Source organism: Microbispora cellulosiformans (genome assembly GCF_008728085.1).
Taxonomy (GTDB): Bacteria; Actinomycetota; Actinomycetes; order Streptosporangiales; family Streptosporangiaceae; genus Microbispora; species Microbispora amethystogenes.
Window position 1 is genome coordinate 75,074 of the sequence record NZ_VYTZ01000013.1, and the last position, 19,855, is coordinate 94,928.

General features: G+C 72.5%; 23 protein-coding genes. 15 read left to right on the forward strand and 8 right to left on the reverse strand.

Features of this window, described 5'->3' with window-relative positions; all coding sequences use genetic code 11:
- Positions 1 to 22 precede the first annotated feature (22 nt).
- From dapC to dapE, 4 genes are read left to right on the forward strand one after another with little or no spacing between them, the layout of a single operon-like run.
- Positions 23 to 1,102 carry a succinyldiaminopimelate transaminase gene (gene dapC / locus F5972_RS29005; protein ID WP_150937913.1) on the forward strand — a complete coding sequence of 360 codons (1,080 nt, stop codon included), beginning with the start codon at positions 23 to 25 and terminating at the stop codon, positions 1,100 to 1,102.
- A gap of 11 nt (positions 1,103 to 1,113) precedes the next feature.
- Positions 1,114 to 1,764 carry a DUF4178 domain-containing protein gene (locus F5972_RS29010; RefSeq protein ID WP_225311992.1) on the forward strand — a complete coding sequence of 217 codons (651 nt, stop codon included), beginning with the start codon at positions 1,114 to 1,116 and terminating at the stop codon, positions 1,762 to 1,764.
- Between the two features lie 22 nt (positions 1,765 to 1,786).
- Positions 1,787 to 2,617 (forward strand): hypothetical protein, encoded by an 831-nt coding sequence (locus tag F5972_RS29015; protein WP_225311993.1) that lies wholly within the window; start codon positions 1,787 to 1,789, stop codon positions 2,615 to 2,617.
- A gap of 11 nt (positions 2,618 to 2,628) precedes the next feature.
- Positions 2,629 to 3,699, forward strand: a complete 1,071-nt coding sequence (dapE, locus tag F5972_RS29020; RefSeq protein ID WP_150937916.1) for a succinyl-diaminopimelate desuccinylase — start codon at positions 2,629 to 2,631, stop codon at positions 3,697 to 3,699.
- 64 nt (positions 3,700 to 3,763) lie between these two features.
- Here dapE and F5972_RS29025 read toward each other — a convergent pair whose 3' ends face one another.
- Positions 3,764 to 5,965, reverse strand: a complete 2,202-nt coding sequence (locus F5972_RS29025; RefSeq protein ID WP_150937918.1) for a bifunctional polysaccharide deacetylase/glycosyltransferase family 2 protein — start codon at positions 5,963 to 5,965, stop codon at positions 3,764 to 3,766.
- A 19-nt stretch (positions 5,966 to 5,984) separates the two neighbouring features.
- Positions 5,985 to 6,503 (reverse strand): hypothetical protein, encoded by a 519-nt coding sequence (locus F5972_RS29030; RefSeq protein ID WP_150937920.1) that lies wholly within the window; start codon positions 6,501 to 6,503, stop codon positions 5,985 to 5,987.
- Positions 6,504 to 6,626: 123 nt separating this feature from the next.
- Here F5972_RS29030 and F5972_RS29035 point away from each other — a divergent pair, with 123 nt between their 5' ends.
- Positions 6,627 to 7,367: an LOG family protein gene (locus F5972_RS29035; protein ID WP_150937922.1), complete on the forward strand. Its 741-nt coding sequence runs from the start codon at positions 6,627 to 6,629 to the stop codon at positions 7,365 to 7,367.
- A gap of 9 nt (positions 7,368 to 7,376) precedes the next feature.
- Positions 7,377 to 7,961 carry an LOG family protein gene (locus F5972_RS29040; RefSeq protein ID WP_150937924.1) on the forward strand — a complete coding sequence of 195 codons (585 nt, stop codon included), beginning with the start codon at positions 7,377 to 7,379 and terminating at the stop codon, positions 7,959 to 7,961.
- Between the two features lie 9 nt (positions 7,962 to 7,970).
- Here F5972_RS29040 and F5972_RS29045 read toward each other — a convergent pair whose 3' ends face one another.
- Complete coding sequence (locus F5972_RS29045; protein ID WP_150937926.1) at positions 7,971 to 8,273, reverse strand: hypothetical protein; 303 nt, start codon at positions 8,271 to 8,273, stop codon at positions 7,971 to 7,973.
- 44 nt (positions 8,274 to 8,317) lie between these two features.
- Between F5972_RS29045 and F5972_RS29050 the strand changes: the two genes are divergently transcribed.
- The gene (locus F5972_RS29050; RefSeq protein ID WP_150937928.1) at positions 8,318 to 8,791 is read left to right on the forward strand and encodes a hypothetical protein; all 474 of its coding nucleotides are present in this window, start codon (positions 8,318 to 8,320) and stop codon (positions 8,789 to 8,791) included.
- Positions 8,792 to 8,806: 15 nt separating this feature from the next.
- On the forward strand, positions 8,807 to 9,382 hold the full coding sequence (locus F5972_RS29055) for a DNA-3-methyladenine glycosylase I (RefSeq protein ID WP_150937930.1): 576 nt from the start codon (positions 8,807 to 8,809) through the stop codon (positions 9,380 to 9,382).
- Between the two features lie 12 nt (positions 9,383 to 9,394).
- On the opposite strand, the gene F5972_RS29060 is transcribed toward F5972_RS29055, so the two are convergent.
- Positions 9,395 to 10,165 (reverse strand): PaaX family transcriptional regulator, encoded by a 771-nt coding sequence (locus F5972_RS29060; protein ID WP_150937932.1) that lies wholly within the window; start codon positions 10,163 to 10,165, stop codon positions 9,395 to 9,397.
- A gap of 181 nt (positions 10,166 to 10,346) precedes the next feature.
- On the opposite strand from F5972_RS29060, the gene F5972_RS29065 reads away from it, so the two are divergent.
- A complete protein-coding gene (locus tag F5972_RS29065) occupies positions 10,347 to 10,514 on the forward strand; it encodes a DUF3117 domain-containing protein (protein ID WP_076433904.1) in 168 nt (55 codons plus the stop codon).
- A gap of 76 nt (positions 10,515 to 10,590) precedes the next feature.
- Positions 10,591 to 12,060 carry a leucyl aminopeptidase family protein gene (locus F5972_RS29070; protein ID WP_225311994.1) on the forward strand — a complete coding sequence of 490 codons (1,470 nt, stop codon included), beginning with the start codon at positions 10,591 to 10,593 and terminating at the stop codon, positions 12,058 to 12,060.
- A 7-nt stretch (positions 12,061 to 12,067) separates the two neighbouring features.
- Here the strand turns inward: F5972_RS29070 and F5972_RS29075 are convergent, their stop codons facing one another.
- The gene (locus F5972_RS29075) at positions 12,068 to 12,697 is read right to left on the reverse strand and encodes an O-methyltransferase (RefSeq protein WP_150937934.1); all 630 of its coding nucleotides are present in this window, start codon (positions 12,695 to 12,697) and stop codon (positions 12,068 to 12,070) included.
- Between the two features lie 185 nt (positions 12,698 to 12,882).
- Between F5972_RS29075 and sigE the strand changes: the two genes are divergently transcribed.
- The 4 genes from sigE to F5972_RS29095 all read left to right on the forward strand — a co-directional run bounded on the left by sigE (position 12,883) and on the right by F5972_RS29095 (position 15,878).
- Positions 12,883 to 13,491 (forward strand): RNA polymerase sigma factor SigE, encoded by a 609-nt coding sequence (gene sigE / locus F5972_RS29080; protein ID WP_111701367.1) that lies wholly within the window; start codon positions 12,883 to 12,885, stop codon positions 13,489 to 13,491.
- Complete coding sequence (locus F5972_RS29085; protein ID WP_150937936.1) at positions 13,488 to 14,045, forward strand: anti-sigma factor family protein; 558 nt, start codon at positions 13,488 to 13,490, stop codon at positions 14,043 to 14,045. Before sigE ends, F5972_RS29085 begins: the two co-directional genes overlap by 4 nt.
- Positions 14,046 to 14,125: 80 nt before the next feature.
- Entirely contained in the window at positions 14,126 to 15,424 is a 1,299-nt protein-coding gene (locus tag F5972_RS29090; RefSeq protein WP_150937938.1) for a S1C family serine protease, read from the forward strand.
- Positions 15,425 to 15,521: 97 nt separating this feature from the next.
- Positions 15,522 to 15,878, forward strand: a complete 357-nt coding sequence (locus F5972_RS29095; RefSeq protein WP_150937940.1) for a sec-independent translocase — start codon at positions 15,522 to 15,524, stop codon at positions 15,876 to 15,878.
- Between the two features lie 33 nt (positions 15,879 to 15,911).
- Here F5972_RS29095 and F5972_RS29100 read toward each other — a convergent pair whose 3' ends face one another.
- Genes F5972_RS29100 through F5972_RS29110 form a run of 3 tightly spaced genes read right to left on the reverse strand, consistent with a single transcriptional unit; the run spans position 15,912 to position 18,765 of the window.
- Complete coding sequence (locus tag F5972_RS29100; protein WP_150937942.1) at positions 15,912 to 17,051, reverse strand: Mrp/NBP35 family ATP-binding protein; 1,140 nt, start codon at positions 17,049 to 17,051, stop codon at positions 15,912 to 15,914.
- A 17-nt stretch (positions 17,052 to 17,068) separates the two neighbouring features.
- The gene (locus F5972_RS29105) at positions 17,069 to 17,563 is read right to left on the reverse strand and encodes a DUF1003 domain-containing protein (RefSeq protein ID WP_150937944.1); all 495 of its coding nucleotides are present in this window, start codon (positions 17,561 to 17,563) and stop codon (positions 17,069 to 17,071) included.
- On the reverse strand, positions 17,560 to 18,765 hold the full coding sequence (locus tag F5972_RS29110; protein WP_150937946.1) for a magnesium transporter MgtE N-terminal domain-containing protein: 1,206 nt from the start codon (positions 18,763 to 18,765) through the stop codon (positions 17,560 to 17,562). Before F5972_RS29110 ends, F5972_RS29105 begins: the two co-directional genes overlap by 4 nt.
- A gap of 85 nt (positions 18,766 to 18,850) precedes the next feature.
- On the opposite strand from F5972_RS29110, the gene F5972_RS29115 reads away from it, so the two are divergent.
- Positions 18,851 to 19,795 (forward strand): EamA family transporter, encoded by a 945-nt coding sequence (locus tag F5972_RS29115; protein WP_150938108.1) that lies wholly within the window; start codon positions 18,851 to 18,853, stop codon positions 19,793 to 19,795.
- Positions 19,796 to 19,855: the final 60 nt, after the last annotated feature.

Consider the following 19,855-nt stretch of genomic DNA (forward strand, 5'->3'; position numbering starts at 1 on the left):
CGTGACGACTGGGGGATTTCCTTTGATCGCGTTGCCCGACTTTCCATGGGACCGGCTGGCGCCGTACCAGGAGCTGGCGCGGGCGCATCCCGGCGGGATCGTCGACCTGTCGGTCGGCACGCCGGTCGATCCGGTTCCCCCCGTCGCCCGCCAGGCGCTCTCCGCCGCCGCCGACAGCCCCGGTTATCCCCTGACGTACGGCACGCCGCGGTTGCGTGAGGCGGCCGCGGGCTGGCTCCGGCGGCGGCACGGGGTCGTCGTCGACCCCGCGGACGTGCTGCCGACGATAGGCACGAAGGAACTGGTGGCCTGGCTGCCGACGCTGCTCGGCGTGCGGCCGGGGGAGCGGGTGGTCTTTCCCGCGCTCGCCTATCCCACCTACGACGTGGGGGCCCGGCTCGCCGGAGCCGAGCCGTACGCGACCGACGGGCTGCTCTCGCTGGGGCCCGAGCGGGTGCCGCTCGTCTGGGTGAACTCGCCGTCCAACCCCACGGGACGGGTCCTGCCCGCCGAGCACCTGCGCAAGGTGGTCGCGTGGGCGCGGGAGCGTGGCGCGATCGTCGCCTCCGACGAGTGCTACATCGAGCTCGGCTGGGAGGACGAGCCGCTGTCGGTCCTCCATCCGGACGTGTGCGAGGGCTCGCACGAGGGGCTGCTCGCGGTCCACTCGCTGTCGAAGCGGTCGAACCTCGCCGGATACCGCGCGGGGTTCGTCGCCGGCGACCCCCGGCTCGTACGGCGGCTGCTCGAGGTGCGCAAGCACGCGGGCATGATCGTGCCCGCTCCGGTGCAGGCCGCGATGACGGCCGCGCTGGACGACGACGCGCACGCCGACGAGCAGCGGGAGCGGTACGCCCGCCGCAGGGCGGTGCTGCGTCCCGCGCTGGAACGGGCGGGCTGGCGGGTGGAGCACTCCGAGGCCGGGCTCTACCTGTGGGCCGCCAACGGCGAGGACTGCTGGGACCAGGTGCGAGCGCTGGCGGGCCGGGGCATCCTCGTCGCGCCGGGCGAGTTCTACGGCGACGCCGGGCGTGGACACGTCCGCGTCGCGATCACCGCCACCGACGAGCGCGTCGATGCGGCGGTCAGCCGCCTCCAGTAGGATCGCGCGCCATGACGACAATGACCGTGATCGTGCTGGGCCTCGTCACGGTCGTCGTCCTGCTGGGTGTGGTGACGGCTGTGGTGGCGGCGAGCCGGCGCAGCCGTACGCGTCAGCCCGTGCGCACCCCGCCCGCCGCCCCGGGAGAGTCGCCGGCGCGGGACCTCGCGTCCGATCCCGACTACTTCGACCCCCGCACGATCAAGGTGGGGGACACGGTCTACGTCGAGGCCGCCCGCTACCGGGCCGTCGGCGCGGTGCACTGCGCGGTGCAGGGCGAGCAGTGGACCGACTACCTCCTCGACGAGGGTGCCCGCCGCTACGACAACTGGTTGTCGGTCGCGGAGCGGCCGGGCCCGGGGGGCGAGCCGTCCCACCTGGAGGTCCTGCTGTGGACCGACGTGCCGACCCAGGGGATGGTGCCGGCCAAGCACATGCTGATCGTCGACGGCGTCGAGTTCTCCCCGATCGAGCGCGGCACCGCCGCCTTCCGATCCGAGGGGAGGACGGGCCTGCCCGAGCGCGGGCTGCTCGACTTCGCCGACTACCGCGCGAGTGACGGCCGCCTGCTGTCGTTCCAGCGCGTGCAGGGCGGCCAGTGGGAGGCGGCGTACGCCCGCCCCCTCACCCCCGGCTCCGTCCGCGCGGAACGACTGCCCTGATCACCGGGGTAGGTTCTGGATCGTGGAACGGCGCCTTACCAAACCAGTCGTGACCGTCGTGGTCATCGTCGCCCTGCTCGGCGGGGCGATCTACTACGGCGCCTATCACCTGCTGAAGCGGACCGAGCCCTTCGCGCTCGGGGAGCACTGCCTCGTGAAGACCCCCGAGGGCACGCTCGACATCGACATCGAGCAGGCCCAGGTGGCCGCCACCGTCGCCGCCGTCGCCGCCCGGCGCAAACTGCCCGAGCGCGCCCTCCAGATCGCGTACGTCACCGCGATCCAGGAGTCCAAGCTGGCCAACCTCCCGTACGGCGACCGCGACTCGGTCGGGGTCTTCCAGCAGCGGCCCTCACAGGGCTGGGGGACGCCCGAGCAGTTGCAGGACCCGGTCTACGCGACCCGCAAGTTCTTCGCCGCCCTGGAGAAGGTGAAGCACTACCGGACGATCCCGCTGCACGACGCCGCCCAGGCCGTGCAGCGCTCCGCCGACGGCTCGGCCTACGCCGAGCACGAGCAGTCCGCGAAGATCCTTTCCGCGGCGTTCACCGGGCGGGTCCCGCAGGCCGTCCACTGCTGGTATCCGCCGCCCGCCAAGCCGGTCAAGCCGCAGCCCGAGACGGCCCGAAAGCAGCTCGTACGAGCGCTCGGCGCCGAGGCCGCCGACAAGCGCGGCTGGCTGGTCGCCGCGTGGTACGTCGCCCACGCCCAGAAGTACGGCCTGCGCGAGGTGCGGTTCGAGGGGGTGGCCTGGACGGCGGCCGCCGGGCACGACGGCTGGCGCAAGGAACCCAAGCCCACCGACGCCAAGCCCGCGGACTCCAAGCCCACCGGCGCCGTCCAGGTGGCGTAAGGTCGGGAGGCATGCGACTTGACCTTGCCGAGGACGTGGGCGCGCTGACGGCGCGGCTGGTGGACATCGAGTCGGTGAGCGGCGCGGAGAAGGCGCTGGCCGACGCGATCGAGGAGGCCCTCCGCGCCCTGCCCCACCTGACCGTGCTGCGCGACGGCGACGCGGTGGTGGCGCGGACCGATCTCGGCCGGGCCGAGCGCGTGGTGATCGCCGGGCACATCGACACGGTCCCGGTGGCGGGGAACCTGCCGAGCCGGACCGAAGACGGCGTGCTGTACGGCTGCGGCACCTCCGACATGAAGAGCGGGGTGGCGGTGCAGCTGAAGCTCTGCCTGCTGGCCGCGCCGAACCGCGACCTGACCTTCGTCTTCTACGACTGCGAGGAGATCGAGGCCGAGCGCAGCGGGCTGCTGCGGCTCACCCGCACCCACCCCGAGTGGCTCGCCGGCGACTTCGCGGTCGTCATGGAGCCGACCGACGGCCTCATCGAGGGCGGCTGCCAGGGCACGCTCCGCGCCGAGATCACGGTGAAGGGCGTCCGGGCGCACAGCGCCCGCTCCTGGGAGGGCGTCAACGCCGTCCACGGGATCGCGCCGGTCCTGGACCGGCTGGTCCGGTACGAGCCGCGCAGCCCGCTCGTGGACGGCCTCCGGTTCCGGGAGGGGCTCAACGCGGTCGGCGTACGCGGAGGGGTGGCCGGCAACGTCATCCCCGACGAGTGCGTGGTGACCGTCAACTACCGCTTCGCCCCCGACCGGACGATCGAGGAGGCCTTCGCGCACGTGTGCGAGGTGTTCGACGGCTTCGACGTACGGCTCACCGACGGCTCCCCCGGCGCGCGGCCGGGGCTGACCGATCCGGTCGCCGCGGCGTTCGCCGCCGCGATCGGCGGCACGCCCCGGGCCAAACTGGGCTGGACCGACGTCGCGCGTTTCTCCGCCCTGGGCATGCCCGCCGTCAACTGCGGTCCGGGCAACCCCGACATCGCGCACACGGCGGGGGAGAACGTGAGCCTGGCCAAGATCGTCGAGAGTGAGCGCCGCATGACGGAGTGGCTCACCGAGCAGACGGGCGGCAGATAGAAGAAAGTGGCTCTCCTCGCCGGCCATTTGGCGGGGAGAGCCACTTTCGTCCCGAGCAGCACCCTCATCGCTTAGACGGGGCCTCGGCGAAGACCGGTTCCACGTCTCCGGGAACATTTTCAAGATTCTTCGAAGTGCTGAACGTGCCCTCCCGCCGTACGGTGTGCCACCGCAGCCGGACGCCCAGGACGGCCGTGGCGACGGACTGGATCACCACCAGATACATCAGTTGCCGGTAGACGAACTGCTGGAGCGGCAGCACCCACAGCGCCGAGGCACGCTCCCCGTCGAGGCGCAGCGCGTACCAGCCGCTGAGGGCCTGGGCGGTCACGAAACCGGCCCAGACCGCGACGACGGGCAGCGGGTCGGCGACCGCGACGCTGTAGACGGCCATGATGTCGACCACCGGGGCCAGCAGCGGCAGGATCACCTGGAAGAGGGTGAGATAACCGAGGCACCTGCGGCCGAACGGGCCGCGCTCCAGCACCGCCCCCCGGTGCTTCCACATGGCCTGGAGAGTGCCGTAGCACCAGCGGTAGCGCTGGCGCCACAGTTGCCGCAGCGAGGTGGGCGCCTCGGTCCAGGCCCTGGCCCGCTCCTCGTAGACGACCCGCCACCCCGCCCGGCAGATCGCCATCGTGAGGTCGGTGTCCTCGGCGAGGGTGTCGAGGCTGACGCCGCCGGCCGACAGCAGCGCCTGCCGGCGGAAGGCGCCGATCGCTCCGGGCACCGTCGCCATGCAGCCGAGCAGGTCGAACGCGCGCCGGTCGAGGTTGAACCCGATGACGTACTCGATGTGCTGCCACCGCCCGACCATGCCGCGGCGGTTGCCGACCTTCGTGTTGCCGCTGACCGCGCCCACCGAGGGATCGGCGAGCGGCTGGACGAGGTTCCCGATCGTGGACGGCTCGAAGACGGTGTCCCCGTCGACCATGACCAGGATGTCGTGGGCGGCCTCGGCGATCCCGGTGTTGAGCGCGGAGGGCTTGCCGCCGTTCGGCTGCCGGATGACCCGTACTCCGGGCAGTCCCAGCGAGGCCGCGATCTCCGCCGTGCGGTCGCTGGAGCCGTCGTCCACGACCAGGACCTCGACCTGCCCCGGGTAGTCCGTCGTGACGAGCGAGCGGACCGTCGCCTCGATCCCCGCCTCCTCGTTGTACGCGGGGACGATCACAGACACGGGCGGCGGGGCCGGCCACACCGGAGCACGGTCGCGCCTGCGCCGCGGGGTGTTCTCGGGGCGCCTGCGGCGCGTTCTGCGGGCGTGGACCCAGGCCAGCGAGACGAAGAACGCCAGCCGGGCCAAGGTGAGCACCCCGGCCGCGGACAGGATCCAGCCGAGTGAGCCCGTGAAGGCGGCCGAGATCCGCTGGGCGGCGGCGAGGGCGCCGCCGATGACCCGCTCGCCGCCTCCGGCGGGCGTGTGGGCCGAGGGCAGCCCGACCGCCTTCGTGAGCGTGGTGGCCGCGTAGCCCTTCCTGTCGAGCGCGTCCAGCAACGCGTCGACCGCGGCCAGGGTCCGGCTCCGGTCGCCGCCGGCGTCGTGGAACATGACCACCGCGCCCCGGCCCCGGTGCGGGAGCGTGTCCGCCACCATCCGGGCGACGGCGGGACGGCTCCAGTCCCGCGAGTCGAGGTCGGTGAGGGCCACCAGATAGCCCTCGTCCCCGAGCGCGCGCATGGCCGCGAGCTGGGCGCTTCCGACCGCGGAGGGCGAGGAGGAGTAGGGCAGGCGCGCCAGGCGCGTGTGGACCCCCGTGGTGCCCGCCAGGACCTTCTGCGTGAGGGACATCTCCAGGCGGGTGCGCCACGGCGCGGTGCCCGCCAGGTCGGCGTGGGTGTAGGTGTGGCTGCCGAGCTCATGGCCCTCCGCCAGGATCCTGCGGGTCAGCCCGGGATGCTCCGCCACGTGCGCGCCCACCACGAAGAAGGTGGCCTTGGCGCCGTGCCTGCGCAGCACGTCGAGAATCCGGGGGGTCCACTTCGGGTCGGGGCCGTCGTCGAAGGTCAGCGCGACCGTTCGGGCGGCGGACCGCAGGCTGCGCGGGCGCGGGCCGGAGGCGTTGACGACCGGGCCGCCCGAGCGCACCTGGTCGAGCTCGGCGGAGCGCTCCTCGCCCGCCGCCGGGGGCGCGTGCGTCTCCCCGACGACGTTATGCGCGAATCCGTTGAGCAGCAGCGCGCCGGTCGTCAGCAGGGCCGCGATCGCCACCAGGAACCAGTGGCCGCGGGGGTCGGTCCGCCTGCCCCGCCGTCCTGCCCTCATCGCGTCCTCACCTGCTTGCTCACCTGGGCCCACGGGTGCGGCCGACCTGGCCGGGCGGAGTGCCGCCGTGGCCGGGGTTCGGCGCGGGCGACCGCGTGGCCTCGGACGACGGCGAGGGCCGGGGCGACGGCTCCGGCGACGGTTCCGCCGGCGCGGACGGCGAGGGCCGCCGGGACGGCACGGAGGACGGCACGGAGGACGGCGCGGGAGACGACGAGGAGGCGGACGGACGGGTCGCCCGGGTGGTGCGGACCGCGGGCGCCGACGACACGCTCTCGCCGGAGGCGGGTGTCCGCGCCTGCCGGGAAGGGCTGGGGGAGCGCGTCTGCGGATGCGCGGCGTCCGGGTTTCCGCGCTTGGCCGGCCAGTTCAGCGCGGGCAGCCCGGAGCCGCCGACCACACCCCCGAAGACGCCGGCCATCAAGGTCAGCGTGAGAGCCGTGACCAGGACTCCGGTGACGATCGCGGTGACGGTCAGGATCTTGCTCCTGCGGCCGCTGTGGTCGACGAAGACAGCGGTACTCGAAGGGTGCTTCACGGGCTCCGATGCTATTGATGCATCGGTGATGAACAGGACCGGATATGACTTTTGGGACATAACTAATCGGCCACCGCATGCGCCGGTACGTCGCTCCCCGGTCCGGGCGTTAGCGTGACGGGCATGAACTACTCCCGACCCGAACGCCGGCAGGGCCCGTCGCTGGTTCGCGGCGGCCTCGTCCCCGAATCCACCCACGACCAGCGCCTGCTCGACCGCCGGGGCCCCACCGGCTGGCTGCACGAGGACCCCTGGCGGGTCCTGCGCATCCAGTCCGAGTTCGTGGAGGGCTTCGGCGCCCTCGCCGACCTTCCCCCGGCCGTGACCGTCTTCGGGTCGGCCCGCACCGGTCCCGACACCGCGGAGTACGAACTCGGGGTGAAGGTCGGCGCGGCGCTCGCCAAGGCGGGCTACGCGGTGATCACCGGCGGCGGCCCCGGGGTGATGGAGGCGGCCAACCGCGGCGCGCTGGAGGCGGGCGGCGTCTCGGTGGGCCTCGGCATCGAACTGCCGCACGAGCAGCGGCTCAACGACTACGTCGACCTCGGCATCGAGTTCCGCTACTTCTTCGTCCGCAAGACCATGTTCGTGAAGTACGCCAGCGGGTTCGTGGCCCTGCCCGGCGGGTTCGGCACGCTCGACGAGCTGTTCGAGGCGCTGACCCTGGTCCAGACACGAAAGGTGACCTCGTTCCCGGTGATCATGATGGGCGTCGCCTTCTGGACGCCGCTGATCGACTGGATCCGCGACACCCTGATGGCGTCCGGCAAGATCTCCCCGCAGGACGTCGAGCTGGTCTCGGTCACCGACGACCCCGACGAGGCCGTACGGACCATCATGGAGGCGGACCGCCGCGGCGAGTAGGGTGTCGGCGTGTTCGTCTGCGTCTACTGCTCGTCCAGCCAGCGGATCGACCGGAAGTACGCCGACCTCGCCGGCGAGGTCGGCACGGAGCTGGCCCGCCGGGGCCACGGCCTCGTCAGCGGCGGCGCCGTCGTCTCCTGCATGGGTGAGGTCGCACGGGCCGTCCGCGCGGGCGGCGGCCACACGATCGGCGTGATCCCCCAGGTGCTCGTGGACATCGAGATCGCCGACACCGACTCCGACGAGCTGATCGTCACCGCGGACATGCGCGAGCGCAAGGGGGTCATGGACGCCAGGTCCGACGCCTTCCTCGTGCTTCCCGGCGGCATCGGCACGCTGGAGGAGCTGTTCGAGATCTGGACGTCCCGGGTGCTCGGCATGCACGAACGGCCGCTGGTCGTGCTCGACCCCTGGGGGCTCTACGGACCCCTCCGCGTCCTGGTCGACGGCATGTACGAGCAGGGCTTCCTGCGGCCCGACGCCTTCGACGCGATCGCGTGGGCGACCACCGTGGACGAGGCGCTCGACCTGCTCGAACGGCGGGTCCCGCACCTGCGCCCCACCGGAGAGGAACTCGGCGAGAGCTCCCCCTGAGCGCGCGCCTCAGGCCAGGCCGCGGCGGGCCAGGGCCGGGGGACGGCGGCCCAGCAGGGCCTCGGTCATGTCGAGCGCCTGCCGTACGAGCTGGGAGGTGACGGGCTGGGAGGTCGCCGGGTGGGAGGTCCGGAAGACGCTCGCGCCCGCCCAGGCGTACGCCGCGGCGGCGGCGATCGCCTCGGTCTCGTCCTCCGGCAGCGTCACCAGGACGGTGCGCCCCGCCCGGACCAGCGCGGACACCTCCGGCAGCGAGGCGGCCTCGGCCCACTCCGGGTCGGCCGGGTCGTCCGGCCCGATCACCAGCGTCATGCCTTCCATGCTCGCACGCGCACGAGTTGTGGCACGATTCGTATGTGCTGGTCGTACTCGTCATCGCCGGGCTCGCCGTGATCGCGTGTGTGGTGATGGTCTCGTTGGGCCATGGAGGCGAGATGGCGGAGTTCTCTTCCGATGCGCCGCCGCTCGGCCTGCCCGCCGCCGGAGAGTTAACCCCCACCGACCTGATGACGCTCCGGCTTCCCATCAGTCTCGTGGGCTACGGCACCCATGCCGTGGACGAGACCCTGAACCGGGTGTCGATCGCGCTCGCGGAGCGGGACACCCGCATCGCCGTGCTGGAGCAGCGGGTGGCCGAACTGGCGTACGGACAGCCGCGGGCGCGCGACGCGGCCCCCGAGGTGGCCGACGACAAGACCGGCGACGAAACCGGCGACATGGCCGATGAGAAGCCCCGCGACCGGCCCGAGGTGCCCGTGGCGGCGGCCAGAGAGAGCGCGGCCAGAGAGAGCGGGGACGGCGACCGTTCCGACGCCGAAGAGACATGGTGACCCCGCGGTGATCCCATGGTGATCGCGGTGATCCGGTGCGGCTGGGCGGGTTCGACGCCGGACTACGTCGCCTACCACGACGAGGAGTGGGGCCGGCCGGTCCGCGGCGACGACCTCGTCTTCGAACGGATCACCCTGGAGGCGTTCCAGTCCGGCCTGTCGTGGCTGACGATCCTGCGCAAGCGGGAGAACTTCCGCAAGGCGTTCGCCGGGTTCTCGATCCCCGCCGTGGCGGCGTTCGGCGAGGAGGACGTGGAGCGTCTGCTCGCCGACACCGGCATCGTGCGCAACCGCGCCAAGATCGAGGCCGCGATCGCCAACGCCCGGGCCGCCGCCGAGGTGCCGGGCGGGCTGTCGGAGCTCGTGTGGCGGTACGCCGAGGAGCCCGGGCGCGTCGCGCCGGCCACGCTCGCCGACGTCCCCGCCCGCACCCCCGGCTCGGTCGCCCTGGCCAAGGAGCTGAAGAAGAACGGGTTCCGCTTCGTCGGGCCCACCACGGCGTACGCCCTGATGCAGGCCATCGGGCTGGTCAACGACCACGTCGCCGACTGCCACGTCCGCGAGGCCGTCACCGCCCTCCGCGGCGCCTGACCGTCGCGGGTCTCAGCTCGCGGCCAGGTTGCGGTCCACGAACGCGGCGGCGGCGGGCAGCAGCCGGGCGGCCTCCTGGTCGAAGAACGCGCGGGCCTTCTCACCCGGCCAGCCCGGCGGCAGCAGGTCGGCGGGCAGGCCGGGGTCGCGAAACAGGAAGTTGCGCCAGCCGTGCACCAGTTCGCTGCGGATTGCGAAGACCTGGTCGTCCGGGGCGCCCTCCGGCAGGGAGCCGACCAGGCCGGCCGCGCTGGCGAGCCAGTCCTCGTACGCCCTGCCGATGGCGTCCAGGTCCCACGCGCGGGCGAGCAGGTTCCGCGCGTCGCCCTCGTAGGCCGCGTCGAACCAGTGGCCGGGGATCCGCAGCGCGTCGAGCTCGGGCGACGGCCGCGGCCCGATCCAGGTCGTCTCTGACAGCGGCGCGTATCCGAGGAAGGCGAGGTCGGAGCGCAGGCGCTCGCGCCGCGCGCGGTCCCTGACCGGTTCGAGCACCAGGACGTGCCACCGCCCGTCCCAGGGGGCGTCGGCCCCGCGGTACACCCGGGCCGCGGCGTCGTCGAGCCTGCGCTCGCACTTCGGCGTGACGGCGTACCCCGGTCCCTGCGGGAGCCGTACGGGATCGAGCCAGCCCTGCCGGACCATGCGGGAGATCGCGGTGCGCACGGCCGGCGCCGCGATGCCGAGCGGCGCGAGCAGCCGTACGAGCGCGGCCACGGAGGCGCGGCCGCCACGGGTGCGGAGGTGGTCCCCATAGAGATCGAAAAGCGCGGCTCGGGCGTTCACGCCACCCAGTGTGGGGTCACGTCCCGCCCTCCGACAACGCGTGCGACGCGTGCATTGATCCACCTACCGGAGCCGGGCCGTTACCTTTTTGAGCTCCGAGGCGGGATAATAGAACATCACAGAAACGTGAATACGCCGGTTACCCCCAGGGGCGGCCGACAAGGCGGGAAGGGATACACGCATGGCGGCGATGAAGCCGCGGACCGGTGACGGTCCGCTGGAGGTCACCAAGGAAGGACGGGGCATCGTCATGCGGGTCCCTCTGGAGGGTGGCGGCCGACTCGTCGTGGAGCTCTCGGCGGACGAGGCCAGCGCCCTCGGCGACGCGCTGAAGAAGGTCGTCGGCTGATCTACCGGCCGATTTGCTGATCTACGGCCCTGGCGGCGGGTCTCTCCGCGCCGGGGCCGCTCTGTTGGAGGTGGACGTGCCCATCGAGACCACGCCGGTCCTCTCCGGCCCCCGCACCGCCGGGCCCGCGCCGGAGGCGGACATCGTGGCCGTGCCCTTCGGCCCCGGCCGGACCCCGCCCGCCGTGCCCGGGACGGAGCTGCCGGTGCCGGTGGACGCGCTGCTCGCGCAGTACGAGGCCAAGGGCGAGCCCGGAGAGGTCGTCGAGGCGACCGCCCTGCGCGAGGGCGGGCTGCGGCGCGTCCTGCTGTACGGCGTCGGCGACGGTTCGCCCGGTGCGCTGCGCAGGGCCGGGGCGGCGGTCGCGAGGCGGGCGAGGCGCCGGGCGTCGCTGTCGGTCGTGGTCCCCACAAAGGAGGACTTCGGGCAGGGCTTCGAGGGCGGCGCCGAGGGGGCCACGGCCTCCCTGGTGGAAGGGGCGCTGCTGGCGTCGTACTCGTTCTCCATCGGAGACGGCCGCCCGGGCAAACCGGTGCGGGAGATCGTCTTCGTCGGCGGGGACGAGCGGGAGCTGCGGCGGGGCGAGGCGCTCGCGCGGGCCACCGCGCTCGCCCGCGACCTCGTCAACACCCCCGCCAGCGTGAAGACCCCCGCCTGGCTCGCCGACCAGGCGAAGGAGGTGGCGGCCGGCGCCGGGCTGGACGTGCGCGTGTGGGCGGAGCCCGAGCTCGGCGAGTTCGGCGGCATCCGGGCCGTCGGCCAGGGGTCGGTGAACCCGCCGCGCCTCGTCCAGCTCTCCTACACGCCGGAGAACCCGCGCGCCCACGTGGTGCTCGCCGGGAAGGGCATCACGTTCGACTCGGGGGGCCTGTCCCTGAAGCCCACCGAGGGCATGAAGACGATGAAGACCGACATGGCGGGCGGCGCCGCCGTCATCGCCGCGATGAGCGCGCTGGCGGACTTCGAGGTGCCGGTGCGGGTGACCGGGCTCGTGGCCTGCGCGGAGAACTCCATCTCCGGCTCCGCGCAGCGCCCCGGCGACGTCATCAGGCAGTACGGCGGGCGGACGGTCGAGGTGCTGAACACCGACGCGGAGGGCCGCCTGGTGCTGGCCGACGCGCTGGCGTACGCGGACGCCGAGCTCGACCCCGACGTCGTGATCGACGTCGCCACCCTGACCGGCGCGGCCAAGATCGCCCTCGGCCCGACGATCGCGGCGCTCTACTCGACCGACGAGGCGCTGGCCGCGGGCCTGGCCGGGGCGGGGGAGGCCACCGGGGAGCGCCTGTGGCGGATGCCGCTGGTCGACGACTACCGCGCGATGCTCGACTCCGAGGTGGCCGACCTGGCGAACGTCGACCGGGCGATGTCGGGGTCGGCGGGGTCGATCCTGGCGGCGCTCTTCCTGCGCGAGTTCGCCGGCGGGCGGCCCTGGGCGCATCTGGACATCGCGGGTCCCGCGCGGGCCGGCTCCGACGAGGGTGAGATCACCAGGGGCGGCACCGGCTTCGGCGTCCGCCTGCTCCTGCGCTACCTGGCCGCCTGACGCCCGCTCAGGCGAGCTTGACGGCGGCCAGCAGGCCGGAGCCGAGCGGCAGCATCAGCGGGCGCAGCCGCTCGTCGTTCCGGACGAGCTTGCCCAGCTCGCGGATCGCGACCGTGTCGGGGTCCCTCTGGGTGGGGTCGGCCACCTGGTCGCCGCAGAAGGCGTCGCCGAACACCACGACCCCGCCCCGGCGCAGCAGCCGTACCGACTCGGTGAGGTAGTCGATGTACTCCTGCTTGGACGCGTCGCAGAAGACCATGTCGTAGCCGCCGTCGGCGAGGCGGGGGAGCACGTCGAGCGCGCGGCCGCCGATCAGCCGGATCCGGCTGCCGGAGAAGCCCGCCTCGGCGAACGTCTGGCGGGCCATGCGCTGGTGCTCCGGCTCCACGTCGACGCTCGTGAGCGTGCCGTCCGGGCGCATCCCGCGCAGCAGCCACAGGCCGGAGACCCCGCAGCCGGTGCCGACCTCCACCACCGAGCGGGCGTTCACCACCGTGGCGAGGAAGCAGAGCGCCGCTCCGCACCCGGGCAGGATCGGGTGCGCTCCGACCTCGATGCCACGCCGGCGCGCGGTCCGCAGGATGTCGTCCTCCGGGACGAACTCCTCCGCGTACTCCAGGCTGGCCGGTGTCGCCATCGGCCTCTCCCTCCCCTGCTTCATCTTGCACGCAGCCTAGGGGAGTCGGCCCGGAACGGGAACTCACGCCACAACGGGGACGTTGCACGCTTTGAACGGTCTTTGTTCAAGACCGCTCGGCCCACGGTGCGCAGGAAGGGGCGAAACCAGGCACTATGGCTGTAGCGACGATCCTGCAGAGAGGAATGCCGGTGGACGAGCACGACCACCAGGCGGAGACTTCGGTGTCCGACTGGACGCCTCCCACATGGGAGGAGGTCGTCAGAACGCATTCCGCACGCGTCTACCGGCTGGCCTATCGGCTGACGGGCAACGTCCACGACGCCGAGGACCTCACGCAGGAGGTCTTCGTCCGGGTATTCCGATCCCTGTCGAGCTACACCCCCGGCACGTTCGAGGGGTGGCTCCACCGGATCACCACGAACCTCTTCCTCGACATGGCGCGGCGCAGGCAGCGCATCCGTTTCGAAGGGCTGGCGGACGACGCCGCCGAGCGGCTGCACGGCCGTGAGCCGTCCCCCGCGCAGGCGTACGACGACGCGCACATGGAGCCCGACATCCAGGCCGCGCTCGACGCCCTGGCGCCGGAGTTCCGGGCGGCCGTGGTGCTGTGCGACATCGAGGGCCTGTCCTACGAGGAGATCGCGAGGACGCTCGACGTGAAACTCGGCACGGTGCGCAGCCGCATCCACCGCGGTCGCGCGCAACTGCGGGAGGCGCTCGACCACCGGGCGCCCTCGGCGAACCGGAACGGCGACCAAACCCCCCCTTCATTCAGCAGGGAGGGACTGTGAGTCATCTTGGCGAGCGCGTCTCCGCGCTCATCGACGGCGAACTCAGTCACAACGAGCGGGAACGCGCGCTGGCGCACCTGACCTTCTGCGCGGACTGCCGCGCGGAGGTCGACGCGCTGCGGGCGCTGAAGACCCGCCTACGGTCCATGGATCCGCCCGCCATGCCGGCGGACCTCACGATGTCGCTCCTGCGGATGGCGGAGCCGGGAGGGCCGTTGCCGCCGCGGATGCGGCCCTTTCCCGACCACCCGGCCTTCGGCCGGCTTCCCGCCATGCACGCGGCCGGGCCGATGGACAACCGGCCCCGGCGCCGGGACGACGGACGGTCGGGGCCAGGACGGCCCGGCAGGGCCAGACGCGCGGGATACGTGGCCGTGGGAATGGCCTCCGCCGCCGTCGCCCTCGGCACCATGCTCATGGCCGGAGGATCGAGCGCCACTCCCAGCAGCCAGACCCCCGGGCAGATGTTCGTTCATCCCGCCCCGAACAAGGCGCCGGTGGTGAGCGTGTCGCCCACTCCGTCACAGAGCGTTACCAGGGGTCTTTCGCGCTGATCGGGGAAGACGGCATACGATCGGACACCGCACCCGTTCGGGTGTGACAGGCGCGTCGTGTGCGAGGAGTGACTGTCGCGATGACCGACAACACGCGTTCCCACGGCGCGTCGGACCGGCCGGAGTTCCTGCCCGCCGGTCATGAGGCGCCGCAGGAGCCCTCCCACGACTCCTGGGGCACCCGGTGGGCGCCCCAGCCGGGGTTCCCGCAGTCGTACTTCTCGGAGACGGCCTTCGCGGAGGAGGCACCGGAGCCCCGCGGGCCCAGCATCGCGCTGTTCACGGCCCTGGCCGTAGTGATCGCGCTCGTGGCGGGCGGGGTGGCGAGCTGGGGGACGTTCCTGCTGACCCGCCCCGCCTCCGGCGTCGACCCCGGCTACACGCTGACCGCGCCGTCGTCCCTCCCCACGGCACGGCCGCCCGGGTCGGTCGCGGGAGTGGCCGCCAAGGTCCTGCCCAGCGTGGTCTCGCTGGAGGTGAAGGGCAACAGCGAGGCCGGCACCGGGTCGGGCTTCGTCATCAAGGGCGGCTACGTCGTCACCAACAACCACGTCGTGGCCGTCTCGGGCCAGGCGGGGAACATCCGCGTGCGCTACAACGACGGCACCTCCGCCGCGGCGCGGGTCGTGGGCCGCGACCCGAACTCCGACATCGCGGTGGTCAAGCCCGACGGGGCCGTCAGGGCGCCGGAGCTTCCTCTCGGGAACTCCGACGGGGCGGTCGTCGGCGACCCGGTCATCGCCGTAGGCTCGCCCCTCGGCCTGACCGGCACCGTCACCACCGGGATCATCAGCTCGCTCAACCGTCCCGTCGAGGCCGGCGGCAGCACCGGGTCCGACTACGCGCTCATCAACGCGATCCAGACCGACGCCGCGATCAACCCGGGCAACTCCGGCGGCCCGCTGGTGAACACGGCGGGAGAGGTGATCGGCGTGAACTCGGCGATCGCCACGGTCGGCGGCGGCTCGCTGCTCGGCCAGCAGTCCGGCAGCATCGGCCTCGGCTTCGCGATCCCGGTCAACCACGTGCGCCGGATCGCCCAGGAGCTCATCACCACCGGGGCCGCCCGCACCTCCCGGATCGGCATCACCATCGACCAGAACTATCAGGGCGAGGGAGTGCGGATCGCCACGGAGACCGAGGGTGGAGCCGTGCCGGTCACCCCGGGCGGGCCGGCCGCGAAGGCGGGCCTGCGGGCCGGTGACGTCATCCTGGAGGTCGACGGCCGGCCCGTGGGCGACAGCCGCGAACTGGTCGTCACCATCCGCAGCAAGGCGCCCGGCGACCAGGTGCGCCTGCGGTTCCGGCACGACGGCGAGGTACGGACCGCCACCGTCACCGTGGGCGCGGCCCCCGCCCCCAGCGCCGCCCCGTCCTGACCTCACCGGCCGGTCCTGATCCCATCGAGCCCCCGTCCCCAGCGCGCGGGCGTGGGCATTAGTCTGAATCCAGTCGTACTTGCTGGAGGAGATCGCCATGTTCGGACTCGGCTGGGCGGAGGCCCTGGCGCTCGTGGTGATCGCCTTGCTCGTCTTCGGTCCCGACAAGCTGCCCCAGGCCGCCCAGCAGGCGGGCCGCACGCTGCGGCAGCTCCGTCAGATGGCCAACAACGCCAAGTCGGACCTGCAGGCCAACATGGGGCCGGAGTTCGCCAACTTCGACCCGGCCGACCTCAACCCCAAGAACTTCGTGCGCAAGCACCTGCTCGACGACCTCGAGAAGGACTGGAACGACCCGGGGCACACGGACCACGGGCCGTCGGACTCCCCGACGCCCGAGGTGCCCGAGCTGGGCGTGGGGGAGATTCCGCCGTACGACAACGAGGCGACCTGAGCGCCTGCTGAGCGCTCACCGAGAAGCCCCCGGTCAGTGCTTGACCGGGGAGATGTCGAGCTTCAGCCCCTTGAGCCCGGTCGGCTTGCGGCCGAGCCCGGCCGCGATCCTGCGCAGCTCGGCCGCCGCGGGGGCCTCCGGGTCGGTCAGCACGAGCGGCTTGCCCTCGTCGCCGCCCTCCCGCAGCCGCATGTCGATCGGCACCTGACCGAGCAGCGGCACCCGCGAGCCCAGCGTGCGGGTCAGCGCGTCGGCCACGGACTGGCCGCCGCCCTCGCCGAACACGGAGATGCGCTCGTCGCAGTGCGGGCAGGGCAGCCACGCCATGTTCTCGATGACCCCCGCGATCTGCTGGTGGGTCTGGGCGGCGATCGACCCGGCGCGCTCGGCCACCTCGGCGGCGGCCTGCTGGGGGGTCGTCACGACCAGGATCTCCGCCGAGGGCAGGCGCTGGGCGACCGAGATCGCGATGTCGCCGGTGCCCGGAGGCAGGTCCATCAGCAGGACGTCGAGGTCGCCCCAGAAGACGTCGGTCAGGAACTGGTACAGCGCGCGGTCGAGCATCGGCCCACGCCAGACCACCGGGGTGTTGCCCTCGGGCTTGAACATGCCGACCGAGATGACCTTGATGTCGTGCGCCACCGGCGGCATGATCATGTCTTCGACCTTGGTGGGCCGCTCGCTCACCCCGAGCATGCGCGGCACCGAGTGGCCGTAGATGTCGGCGTCGACGACGCCGACCTTCAGGCCCTGGGAGGCCATGGCGGCGGCGAGGTTCACCGTGACCGACGACTTGCCGACGCCGCCCTTGCCGCTGGCGACGGCGAAGACGCGGGTCAGCGAGCCGGGCTTGGAGAAGGGGATCTCCTTCTCCGGCCCGCGGTCGCCGCGCAGCTTCGTCTGCAGCTCCTTGCGCTGCTCGGCGCTCATCACGTCCATGTCGACGTGGACGCGCGACACGCCGTCGAGCCGGGACACGGCGCCGGTGATGTCGCGGGTGATGGTGTCCTTCAGCGGACAGCCGGCGACGGTCAGGTACACGCCGACGCGCACCACCCCGTCGAGGGAGATGTCCACGCTCTTGACCATGCCGAGCTCGGTGATCGGCCGGCGGATCTCCGGGTCGTTCACCGTGGCGAGGGCGGCCGTGACCTGTTCAGGGGATGGTGCCATGAATCCATGCTATGGACTCAGCGGGAATCCTCAGAACCCGCCCCGCACGATCTCGCCGGTTCGCCGCCCAGCTCCTCCTGGAGGCGCTGGAGCTCCGATCGGATGTAGTCGCGTGTGGCCACCTCGCCGATCGCCATGCGCAGGGCGGCGATCTCCCGGGTGAGGTACTCGATCTCGGCCTGGTTCCGCTCGGCCGTCGTCTTGTCCTGCTCGTACTGGACGCGGTCGCGGTCGGCCTGCCGGTTCTGCGCCAGCAGGATCAGCGGCGCGGCGTACGACGCCTGGAGGGAGAGCATGAGCGTGAGGAAGATGAACGGGTACGGGTCGAACGTGACCGGCGCGAACAGGTTCCACAGCAGCCACACCGCGACGAACACGGTCATGTAGACGATGAAGCGGGCGGTGCCGAGGAACCGCGCGAACCGTTCGGAGAACCTGCCGAACGCCTCGGGGTCGTAGTAGAGCCGCACACGGTAGCCGATCTCGCGCGGCTGGTCGAGACGCTCTGTCATGGTCGTTCCCGCCAGTCGTCCGGCAGCATGTGGTCGAGCACGTCGTCGACGGTCACGGCGCCGAGCAGGCGCCCCAGCTCGTCCACGACGGGGACCGCGACCAGGTTGTACGTCGCGAGGTAGGCCGCCACCTCGGCCACCGTGAACTCCGGCCTGATCGGGTCCACGGTGATGTCTATCACGCTGCCGAGCAGCGTCGACGGCGGCTCCCGCAGCAGGCGCTGGAAGTGCGCCACGCCCAGGAAGCGCCCGGTGGGCGTCTCGCTCGGCGGCCGGGCGACGTACACCTGGGCGGCGATAGCCGGCGTCTGCTCCTGCTGCCGGATGTGCGCGAGGGCCTCGGCCACCGTCGCGGTCGGGGGCAGGACGACCGGCTCGGTCGTCATCATGCCGCCGGCCGTGTCCTCGCGGTAGCTCAGCAGCCGCCGCACCGGGGCGGCCTCCTCGGGCACCATGAGGCGCAGCAGGCCCTCGGCCTGCTCGGCGGGCAGTTCCTGGAGCAGGTCGGCCGCGTCGTCCGGGCCCATCTCCTCCAGCACGTCGGCGGCCCGGTCCCGGTGCAGCCGGCTCAGCACGAGCACCTGGTCGCGCTCGGGCAGTTCCTCCAGGACGTCGGCGAGCCGGTCGTCGTCCAGCGCGGCGGCCACCTCGGCCATCCGCTGGCTGGGCAGCTCGTGCAGCATGTTCGCCAGGTCGGCCGGGCGGAGCGCCTCGAACACGGCGAGCAGGTTGGCCGCGCCCTGGTCCTTCTGGACCCCGGTGAAGCCGGAGACGTCCTCCCAGCCGACGATCAGCGTCTCGCCCCGGCGCCGCGACCCCCGCCGTACGGCGACCTTCGCGATCAGCCAGTCGGAGGGGCGGGTCCGCTCCATGGCGAGGTCCTGCACGGTGACCCGCTCGCCGCGGTATTCGACGGTGCGGTCGAGCATCTCGCCGATGGCCAGCGTCTCGGTGTCCCGGCACTCGAACCTGCGCATGTTGAGCTTGCCGGTGAAGATGACGGCGCGGGCCTCGATGGAGGTGATCCTGGTGACCGGCAGGAAGACCCGGCGGCGCGGCTGCACCTCGACGACGAAGCCGTGGACCCGGGGGAGCAGCGGCCCCCGCAGCGAGACGACGACGTCCCGGATCCGGCCGATCTGGTCGCCGGCCGGGTCGAAGACCGCCACCCCCGCCAGGCGGGCCACGAAGATCCGATCCACCCTGCCAGGTTACGCAAGGATGCGGACCTGTCCGTGTTGTGACAGGATCAAAGCCTTTTATTGGTGATTACATGGGCAGGTGACGATGAGGGCGGTCAGCCTGGCGATCGCGGGCGTCTCGGCCTTCTGCTTCGGGTTCTCCGGACCGATGGCGAAGATCCTCGGCATGGCCGGGCTCGCGCCGCTGGAGGCCGTGTGGGTCCGCATGGCGGGTGCGGGCGTGCTCCTGCTGCTGGTCCTCGCCGTCTTCAGGCCGCGGGCGCTGCGCATCCCCCGCGACCGGCTGCCGTTCTTCGCGGCGTACTCGGTGATCGCGGTCGCCGCCGTGCAGGGCCTGTTCTTCGTGGCCATCACCCGCCTGCCGGTCGGGGTCGCGCTGCTGCTGGAGTACACCTCTCCGGTGCTGGTGGTCCTGTGGGTGCGGTTCGTCCGGCGGATCCGGCTGCCGCGCTCGGCCTACCTGGGCGCCCTGGTCGCGGTCGCGGGCCTGGCGATCGTCGTCCAGGTCTGGGAAGGCCTGCGGCTGGACGCGCTCGGGCTGCTGCTGGGCCTGCTGGCCGCGGCCTGCTGCGCCGGATATTTCCTGATGAGTGATTCGTTCGGCGACGACGTGGACACGCTGGGCCTGATCGGCTGGGGCATGCTCGGCTCGGCGGTGGTCCTGCTGCCCCTCTCGCGGCCGTGGCACATCGACTGGGCGGCGTTCACCCGCACGGCCGAGGTCTCCGGGCACGCCGTGCCGGTCGCCGCGGCCGGTCTCTGGATGATCGTGGTGGCCACCGTGGTGGCATACGTGACCGGGGTCACCGCCGTACGGCGCCTGTCGGCGGCGGTCGGCGCGACGGTCGCGTCGGTCGAGGTCATCGCCGGGGCGTTGATCGCCTGGGTGCTGCTCGGCGAGCACCTCGGCGCGGCCCAGATCACCGGGGGCGCGATCGTGCTCGCCGGCGCGTTGTACGCCCAGTCGGCGACCACGCGGATCGGCGCCGCGCAGCACGCGCCCGAGGCGCCGCAGGCCGTACGCGTCTAAGGGGACGCGTCTAAAAGGGTTCGGGGCGCCGGCCGTGCCGCGGCGGACGCTCACCCGCCG

Coding starts and splice junctions, on each gene's coding strand:
- F5972_RS29010 (WP_225311992.1), top strand. CDS start 1,114: ATGACGACAATGACCGTGATCGTGCTGGGCCTCGTCACGGTCGTCGTC.
- dapE (WP_150937916.1), top strand. CDS start 2,629: ATGCGACTTGACCTTGCCGAGGACGTGGGCGCGCTGACGGCGCGGCTG.
- F5972_RS29025 (WP_150937918.1), bottom strand. CDS start 5,965: ATGAGGGCAGGACGGCGGGGCAGGCGGACCGACCCCCGCGGCCACTGG.
- F5972_RS29035 (WP_150937922.1), top strand. CDS start 6,627: ATGAACTACTCCCGACCCGAACGCCGGCAGGGCCCGTCGCTGGTTCGC.
- F5972_RS29045 (WP_150937926.1), bottom strand. CDS start 8,273: ATGACGCTGGTGATCGGGCCGGACGACCCGGCCGACCCGGAGTGGGCC.
- F5972_RS29055 (WP_150937930.1), top strand. CDS start 8,807: ATGGTGATCGCGGTGATCCGGTGCGGCTGGGCGGGTTCGACGCCGGAC.
- F5972_RS29065 (WP_076433904.1), top strand. CDS start 10,347: ATGGCGGCGATGAAGCCGCGGACCGGTGACGGTCCGCTGGAGGTCACC.
- F5972_RS29075 (WP_150937934.1), bottom strand. CDS start 12,697: ATGGCGACACCGGCCAGCCTGGAGTACGCGGAGGAGTTCGTCCCGGAG.
- sigE (WP_111701367.1), top strand. CDS start 12,883: ATGCCGGTGGACGAGCACGACCACCAGGCGGAGACTTCGGTGTCCGAC.
- F5972_RS29090 (WP_150937938.1), top strand. CDS start 14,126: ATGACCGACAACACGCGTTCCCACGGCGCGTCGGACCGGCCGGAGTTC.
- F5972_RS29095 (WP_150937940.1), top strand. CDS start 15,522: ATGTTCGGACTCGGCTGGGCGGAGGCCCTGGCGCTCGTGGTGATCGCC.
- F5972_RS29100 (WP_150937942.1), bottom strand. CDS start 17,051: ATGGCACCATCCCCTGAACAGGTCACGGCCGCCCTCGCCACGGTGAAC.
- F5972_RS29105 (WP_150937944.1), bottom strand. CDS start 17,563: ATGACAGAGCGTCTCGACCAGCCGCGCGAGATCGGCTACCGTGTGCGG.
- F5972_RS29115 (WP_150938108.1), top strand. CDS start 18,851: ATGAGGGCGGTCAGCCTGGCGATCGCGGGCGTCTCGGCCTTCTGCTTC.